Source organism: Sphingorhabdus sp. EL138, from assembly GCF_945862485.1.
In the GTDB taxonomy this organism is placed as follows: Bacteria; Pseudomonadota; Alphaproteobacteria; order Sphingomonadales; family Sphingomonadaceae; genus Sphingorhabdus_B.
This window is the reverse complement of record NZ_CAMAYF010000039.1, coordinates 1-7,605: the sequence shown is the minus strand read 5'-3', so window position 1 is coordinate 7,605 and position 7,605 is coordinate 1. Positions and strand designations below refer to the sequence as shown.

The 7,605-nt window shown below is 54.3% G+C and carries 7 protein-coding genes and 2 pseudogenes; all 9 read left to right on the top strand.

Annotated features, from left to right (window positions below):
• Window positions 1-213: FAD-binding protein (locus Q0O33_RS10245; protein ID WP_295499185.1), on the top strand; the 213-nt coding region annotated here is incomplete at its 5' end.
• Window positions 214-267: 54 nt separating this feature from the next.
• Window positions 268-402 (top strand): annotated as a pseudogene (locus Q0O33_RS10240) (succinate--CoA ligase subunit alpha); the annotation flags it as partial.
• A 9-nt stretch (window positions 403-411) separates the two neighbouring features.
• A complete protein-coding gene (locus Q0O33_RS10235; RefSeq protein ID WP_295499187.1) occupies window positions 412-1,320 on the top strand; it encodes an SDR family NAD(P)-dependent oxidoreductase in 909 nt (302 codons plus the stop codon).
• A 12-nt stretch (window positions 1,321-1,332) separates the two neighbouring features.
• Window positions 1,333-2,175 carry a MaoC family dehydratase gene (locus Q0O33_RS10230; protein WP_295499183.1) on the top strand — a complete coding sequence of 281 codons (843 nt, stop codon included), beginning with the start codon at window positions 1,333-1,335 and terminating at the stop codon, window positions 2,173-2,175.
• Between the two features lie 61 nt (window positions 2,176-2,236).
• On the top strand, window positions 2,237-3,391 hold the full coding sequence (locus Q0O33_RS10225; RefSeq protein WP_295499181.1) for an acyl-CoA dehydrogenase family protein: 1,155 nt from the start codon (window positions 2,237-2,239) through the stop codon (window positions 3,389-3,391).
• A 17-nt stretch (window positions 3,392-3,408) separates the two neighbouring features.
• Complete coding sequence (locus Q0O33_RS10220) at window positions 3,409-4,611, top strand: CoA transferase (protein WP_295499179.1); 1,203 nt, start codon at window positions 3,409-3,411, stop codon at window positions 4,609-4,611.
• Window positions 4,608-5,822, top strand: a complete 1,215-nt coding sequence (locus tag Q0O33_RS10215; protein WP_295499177.1) for an acetyl-CoA C-acetyltransferase — start codon at window positions 4,608-4,610, stop codon at window positions 5,820-5,822. Before Q0O33_RS10220 ends, Q0O33_RS10215 begins: the two co-directional genes overlap by 4 nt.
• Window positions 5,819-7,411 (top strand): acyl-CoA dehydrogenase family protein, encoded by a 1,593-nt coding sequence (locus tag Q0O33_RS10210; RefSeq protein ID WP_295499175.1) that lies wholly within the window; start codon window positions 5,819-5,821, stop codon window positions 7,409-7,411. Before Q0O33_RS10215 ends, Q0O33_RS10210 begins: the two co-directional genes overlap by 4 nt.
• Window positions 7,408-7,605: pseudogene (locus tag Q0O33_RS10205) on the top strand (hypothetical protein); the annotation flags it as partial. The gene Q0O33_RS10210 and the pseudogene Q0O33_RS10205, both read left to right, overlap by 4 nt.

Below are 7,605 nucleotides of genomic sequence, written 5' to 3'. Positions count from 1 at the left end.
TATCAGGTTGGCCAGACCGGCAAGATCGTCGCCCCAGAGGTCTATGTCGCGGTCGGCATCTCCGGCGCGATTCAGCATTTGGCGGGCATGAAGGATTCCAAGGTCATCATCGCGATCAACAAGGACGAAGACGCGCCGATATTCCAAGTCGCGGATATCGGCCTCGTTGGTGACCTGTTTACCGTAGTGCCTGAAATGGTCGGGAAGCTTTAGTCGATGTCCATCCTCGTCAATAAAAATACGAAGATCATGACGCAGGGCATGACCGGCGCCATCGTATCGGGCGGCAAGGGCGACGCCGAAAGCAAGATTGCAGCCATGGAAGCCTCGGGCATCCGCGTATCGCCATCGCCATTGCCATCCTTGCTCGGCAAGACATTCGTCGAGGTTTTAAAGGGATAAGTCATGGGAATGCTTGAAGGTAAAGTTGTGGCGGTCACGGGCGCCGGACGTGGTGTTGGTCGCGAAATAGCGTTACTATGTGCCGCACATGGCGCATCTGTTGTTGTCAACGACCCTGGCGTTGGCGAAGGCGGCGAAGGTGGCGATGCGGGGCCTGCCCAAGAAACCGTGAACGATATCATTGCTGCTGGCGGCAAGGCGCATGCCAATATGGCAAGTGTCGCTGATCCCGTTGGTGCGACATCAATTATAGAAGATGCTGTGCAGCGTTTTGGGCGGATTGACGCCGTCGTCAACAATGCAGGGATCTTGCGTGATACCATTTGGCATAAGATGAGCTATGAAGACTGGCGCGCCGTGATCGATGTGCATCTTAATGGCAGTTTCAACGTGTCAAAAGCTGCGACGCCCTATTTTCGGGAGCAGCAGTCTGGCAGCTTTATCCATTTTACTTCTACAAGCGGTTTGGTCGGTAATATCGGACAGGCAAATTATTCCGCCGCAAAGTTGGGTATAGTCGGTCTTTCCCAATCCATTGCGCTCGACATGGCCCGCGCTGGGGTGCGGTCAAACTGTATCGCGCCATTTGCATGGAGCCGGATGATAGCTTCGATTCCTGCCGAAACACCCGAGCAACAAGCGCGCGTCGAAAAGTTTAAATCGATGAGCGCGGATAAGATCGCTCCCATGGTGGTCTATCTTGCTTCGGATGCCTCCAAAGACGTCACGAACCAGATATTCTCCGTACGCAAGAACGAGATTGTGCTTTTCGGAAAACCACGTCCCATCCGTTCGATGACGAAAGTTGAAGGATGGACGCCGGAGACAATTGCGGCGGAGCTTATCCCATCCTTTGCTCCAAGCTTTGCCCGAGCGGATGAAGTTTCGGCTCATGTTTTTGCTCATGATCCGATTTGAGCGATCGGCATTATGGCAATGAACCCAGAAACGCTTCTTGGCTCCCTGCCAATCCGCATTGAACAAAATTGGCAAGAACGGGACAGCATTCTCTATGCGTTGGGCGTAGGCAGCGAAGACCTGGATTTCGTTTATGAAAAAGGCCTAAAAGCCCTGCCAACGATAGCTGTGGTTTTGGGTTACCCCGGCTTTATCTGGCAGAACCCTGAATGGAATGTTGACTGGAAAAAAGTGCTGCATGGCGAACAGTCGGTCATCATTCACAAGCCGTTCCCGGCCAAAGGCCAATTTATCGGCGAAACGCGGATTACGAAGCTTATCGATAAAGGCGCCGAGAAGGGCGCTATTGCCATGGTTGAACGTCGGATTGTCGGCGACGACGGCACCCATTATGCAGACGTTATTGCGACTATATTCTTGCGTGGCGATGGCGGATTTGGTGGTTCGCCAGATGGCGCACCAGTGCCGCATAAGGTACCAATTGAACGTGCGCCAGATTTAACCGTAGATATGCCGACTGCCAAAAACTGTGCTATGATTTACCGCCTGTCCGGCGATCTCAACCCGTTGCACATCGACCCGGATGTGGCCCAAGCGGGCGGTTTTGAGCGCCCAATTTTGCATGGCCTTGCTACTTATGGTGTTGTTGGCCGCGCGTTGTTGTCGGCGTTAGCTGATAATGACCCGTCGCGTGTGCGCCAAATGGACGTTCGGTTTTCACGACCTGTTGAACCGGGCGAAACAATCCGGACGGATATCTGGGTTGAGAGTGATGGAAAAGCAGCATTTCAGTCGACAAGTATTGAACGCAATGTAACGGTTTTGTCGAATGGATATTTTGAATTTACGGCTTAAAAGCCAGTCATGAATAGCGAAAGCAGAAATTCGTTTTTGTATCGCAGGGAAAGGGAACATCATGGATAATGACATTTTTGATCAGTTTATCGAGCAGCTTCAGCGTTATGTTCGCGAGCGTTTAATTCCTGCCGAGAAAGAAATCCTCGAAACAGATATCATCCCGGATTCAATCATGGCCGAGATGCGGGACATGGGCCTTTTTGGCCTGACGATGCCTGAAGAATATGGCGGCTCGGGAATGAATATACAGCAGTATGTCCGCACAATCCGCGAGATGAGCTATGCGATGCCATGCTATCGCTCGATCACGTCGATCAACATTGGTATGATTTGTTCAGCGTTTAAAAATGGCGGTACTGACGCACAGAAATCTGAATGGTTGCCGCGATTGGCAGCGGGTGAAGTGGCCTCTTTTGGTCTTACCGAGCCTGGATCCGGTTCGGATTCCGCCGCTATGCAGACTATCGCCGTAAAGTCGGGAAATGGCTGGGTATTGAACGGGACAAAGCGCTACATCACCAATGCGCCGTTCGCGAAGGTCGCGCTTATCATGGCCCGTACCAGCAAAGAAGCACTTCCCAAAAATGCCCATGTTTCGGCCTTTATTGTTCCCATGGACACCGCTGGCGTCACTGTTGGTAAGTCCGATAAAAAAATGGGGCAGGCGGGAAGCCATATTGCCGATATCATCATGGAAGATGTGAAGTTACCTGCCGATGCCATATTGGGCGGCGAAGAAGGTAAGGGCTTTGCTTTTGCAATGCAAAGCTTAGACAATGGCCGGCTTTCGGTGGGAGCCGCGGCCACGGGTTATGCCCGCCGCGCACTCGACAGCGCATTGCGCTACGCCAATGAACGTAAAGCGTTCGGTGAGCCAATTGCCAATTTTCAACTTATTCAGCAAATGCTGGCGGATAGTGACATCGAAATCTATGCCGCTGAATGTATGCTAGACGATGCTGCTCGCCGTGCTGATGCAGGCGAGAATGTCCTGCGGAAGGCGGCGGCTGCAAAGGTGTTTGCTACCGAAATGTGTGGCCGCGTTGTTGACCGCGTGGTTCAAATTTACGGTGGCGCTGGCTATCTCGCAGAATATGATGCGGAACGTTTCTACCGTGACGCCCGCATTTACCGGATTTATGAAGGCACAACGCAAATTCTGCAGCTTCAAATTGCCAAACATATGCTGCGTGAATGGGCTGCCCAATCCTGATGTCGGAAGCCTGATGCATGTATGATTTGTTAGACGGTTTGAAGATTATCGAGGCATCGTCCTTTGTGGCGTCGCCGACGGCGGGCCTATATTGTGCGCAGTTCGGCGCAGAGGTTATTCGTGTCGATCAGGTTGGTGGCGGCCCGGATTATCATCGCTGGCCAGTGACTGAGGCGAATGACTCATTGTATTGGGAAAATCTAAACCGCGCCAAAAAGTCGGTAGCACTTGATTTATCGAGCCCACAAGGGCGAGAAATACTTCAGGAATTGGTGCGCGCTACGGGCCAATTTATTACCAATTTTCCCTCAGAGGGCTTTCTTTCGCACGCAAAATTAGCGGATGGACGCGCTGATCTTGTAACCGTGCGGGTGATGGGCTGGGCCGACGGTGCGCCAGCCCTTGATTATACCGTAAATAATGCCGTTGGTTATCCCATGATGACTGGGGCTGGTCCCGAACCCGTCAATCATGTTTTGCCGGCTTGGGATGTCATCAGCGGCGCCTATGCTGCATTTGCCATGCTGGCTGCCATTCGGAGGCGCGAACAAACCGGGGAAGGCAGTGAGGTCCGCATTCCCCTGTCGGATGTAGCTATTGGCACGGTTGCCAATCTGGGCGGTATAGCCGAAGTGCTGCATAACCAAGCCAATCGTCCTCGGCTTGGCAACGCGGTCTATGGTTTGTTTGGACGTGATTTTGTCACCAAAGACAATGTACGCACGATGATTGTCGTTGTCACACACCGCCAATGGGCAAATCTAATTGGTGCGCTTGGTTTGGCAACTCAAGTCGAAGCGATAGAGGCGGAGCGCGGCGTTAGCTTCGCCAAAGATGATGGACTTCGCTTTCAGCACCGCGATGCGCTTTATCCGTTGTTTGAAAGGGCGATTGGTTCCCTCGATCACGCGGTAATGGCTTCGACGCTTGATGAGGCCGGAATTGTGCATTCGGCCTATCGTACCATGTTGGATGCTGCGCATGATCCACGCTTGGTCGGGAACAATCCCATGTTTTCCGCCTTTGACGCGAACCCATCAGGTTTTAATTATCCTGCTGCTGGTGCTTTTGGCAGTATTCCCCAATTGCAGCGTGGTGACGCAAAGGCAGCGCCGCGCAATGGGCAGCATAGCGAGGAAATATTGAGCACGTCGCTCGGCCTATCCTCAGGCGAAATCGCCCGTCTCATCGACTCTGGAATATTAGGAATTGCCAAATGAATACGCTTCGCCGTGCCGCTATTGTAGCCCCTATTCGCACGCCCGTCGGCAAATTCGGCGGTGCGCTGTCGTCGCTCAACGCAGGTGACTTGGGCGGTATCATCCTCAAGGCACTGATCGAGCGGACGAAGATTGATCCGTCGCGCGTCGACGACGTTGTATTTGCCCAAGGCTATGGCAATGGCGAAGCACCGTGCATTGGGCATTGGGCTTGGCTTGCGGCGGGCCTTCCCATTGAGGTGCCTGGGTATCAAGTCGACCGTCGTTGTGGTTCCGGCCTGCAAGCCATCGTGAATGCCGCAATGACTGTTCAAACGGGGGTAAGCGACGTTGTCGTAGCCGGTGGATGCGAAAGCATGTCCAATGTCGAACACTACACCACGGACGTTCGCAAAGGCGTTCGTGCGGGCAATCTGACGCTGCATGATCGCCTGACGCGTGGGCGAGTTATGAGCCAGCCAGTGGAGCGTTTTGGCGTAATAAGCGGTATGATTGAAACAGCCGAAAATCTTGCTAAGGACCATGACATCAGCCGCGAAGCGTGTGACGCGTATGCGGCCCGATCGCACCAGCGCGCGGCGGCGGCATGGGCAAATGGTCTGTTTGACGATGAATTGGTGCCCGTAAGCATTGCGCAGAGAAAAGGCGACCCAATCGTCTTTGATCATGACGAAGGCTATCGCGCCGATGCGACGTTCGAAACAATGGCTGCTTTACGTCCACTTGAAGGTGGGGTGGTTACGGCAGGCAATGCCAGCCAACAAAATGACGCCGGTGCAGCTTGCCTTGTTGTGGCGGAGGACAAGTTGGAAGAGCTTGGGTTAGAACCCATTGCCTATTTCCACAGTTGGGCTGCGGCTGGCTGCGAGCCTTCGCGCATGGGCTATGGTCCGGTTCCTGCTACGCAACGTCTGTTTGCGCGTAACGGCTTGAGTTGGAACGACATCGGCCTTGTCGAGTTGAATGAGGCATTTGCGCCGCAAGTGCTGGCCTGTCTCAAAGGCTGGGGCTGGGCAGACGATGACAGCCGTCATGACATGCTCAACGTCAACGGGTCGGGTATCTCGCTTGGCCATCCTATTGGTGCAACCGGTGGTCGTATATTGGCGAACCTGACCCGCGAAATGCATCGCAGGGACGTCCGTTTCGGGCTTGAAACGATGTGCATTGGCGGCGGCCAGGGGATTGCGGCGGTATTTGAACGCGCATGAGTTTTGCGGCCGCTCTAGAAGCTGCTGAGCGCTACCGCGATTTAGCGAAGGCGGCGTTGGTCGCGCGCCTGTCGGAGCGGTCGATTGAAGCGGATCAGCGTGCAGCGCACGGCTTTGCTTGGGTTGCAACCAGCGTGGCTGCATTGGACGCCGTTCACTATTGGCTCGATAGCAATGGTGGCGGGACACATTTGGACCAACAAATAGCGTCGCTGATTTTTACCGAAACCTTGGGGCAACTGATCGGCGGTTTGCCGATGGGGCAGAATGAGATTTTTCGTCCCGTCGATCTTGGGATAATCAATGCTGCGGAGTCATTGGCACAAAATTGCGCTTCGTGGTTGCACACCGATAAAGCCAATACGCGCGGGACAGTAACACAGGCGCTAGCAGAGGGGCAGATGCCAAGTGAAAGTCTGCATGACGGCGAAGTCGACGCAATCCGTGACCAATATCGGCGGTTTACGACAAGTGAGATATTGCCGCACGCCCATAAATGGCATCTCGCGAACGACCTAATCCCGGATGAAACCATCGCCGACATGGCGGCGCTTGGCACTTTCGGCGTCTGTATCCCTACCGAATATGGCGGGCTTGGTTTGTCCAAGCTGGTGATGTGCGTCGTGACAGAAGAGCTCTCACGCGGGTGGATTGGTGCAGGGTCGCTGAGTACTCGGTCTGAAATAGCGGGCGAGCTGATCGCGATGGGTGGCACGCACGCGCAAAAGGCCCACTGGCTGCCAAAAATCGCTAGCGGTGAAATATTGCCAACGGCGGTGTTTACCGAACCTGATACAGGTTCCGACCTTGGCGCATTACAGACGCGGGCGCGGCGTGATAATGGAAATTGGATTATCGACGGGGCAAAGACCTGGATTACCCATGCAAGTCGCTCTGATCTGATGACTATGCTCGTGCGCACAGCGCCAGACCAAAAAGGCTATGCCGGTCTGTCGATGCTGTTGGTGCCAAAGCCGCGCGGAACAGAGGCGGATCTGTTTCCGGCTGACGGCATGTCCGGTAGCGAAATTGAAGTCCTCGGTTACCGCGGTATGCGCGAATATGCGTTACAATTTGATGGTATGATTGCCCCTGATGGCGCTCTTTTGGGCGGTGAAGAAGGGCAGGGCTTTAAGCAGCTGATGCGCACATTCGAAGGCGCGCGTATCCAGACCGCAGCGCGCGCCGTTGGTGTTGCAAAGCGCGCGTTAGAGCTTGGTTTGGACTATGCTACCAACCGCAAGCAATTCGGTAAAGCTATCATCGGGTTCCCGCGCGTGGCCGACAAAATTGCCATGAGCGTGGCCGATTTCGTTATGACCCGTGAACTGACCTATGCTGCTGCCCGCGCCAAGGATTCTGGCAAACGCTGCGATATTGAGGCGGGTATGGCGAAGCTGCTGGCAGCCCGTGCTGCATGGAGCAATGCCGATGCCGCGTTACAAATTCATGGCGGCAATGGCTATGCGTTGGAATATGAAATTAGCCGTGTTTTGTGTGATGCGCGGATTTTGAATATTTTCGAAGGCGCCGCAGAAATTCAGGCGCAGGTGATTGCCAAGGGTTTGATGGAGGGTCGCAACGAATGAGTGGATGGGACGCTTGGATTGGACGTGAAGAAGTGCGTACCGACCGCATCGATCATGGACTGGTGGCGCGTTGGCTTGCGACTTTTGATCGTGCGGCTAGTGGCGATGGCATGGTGCCACAGGGGCTCCATTGGTGCTTATGCGTACCAGATGCCGCGACGGCGCAACTTGGCCCTGATGGACATCCCGTGCGT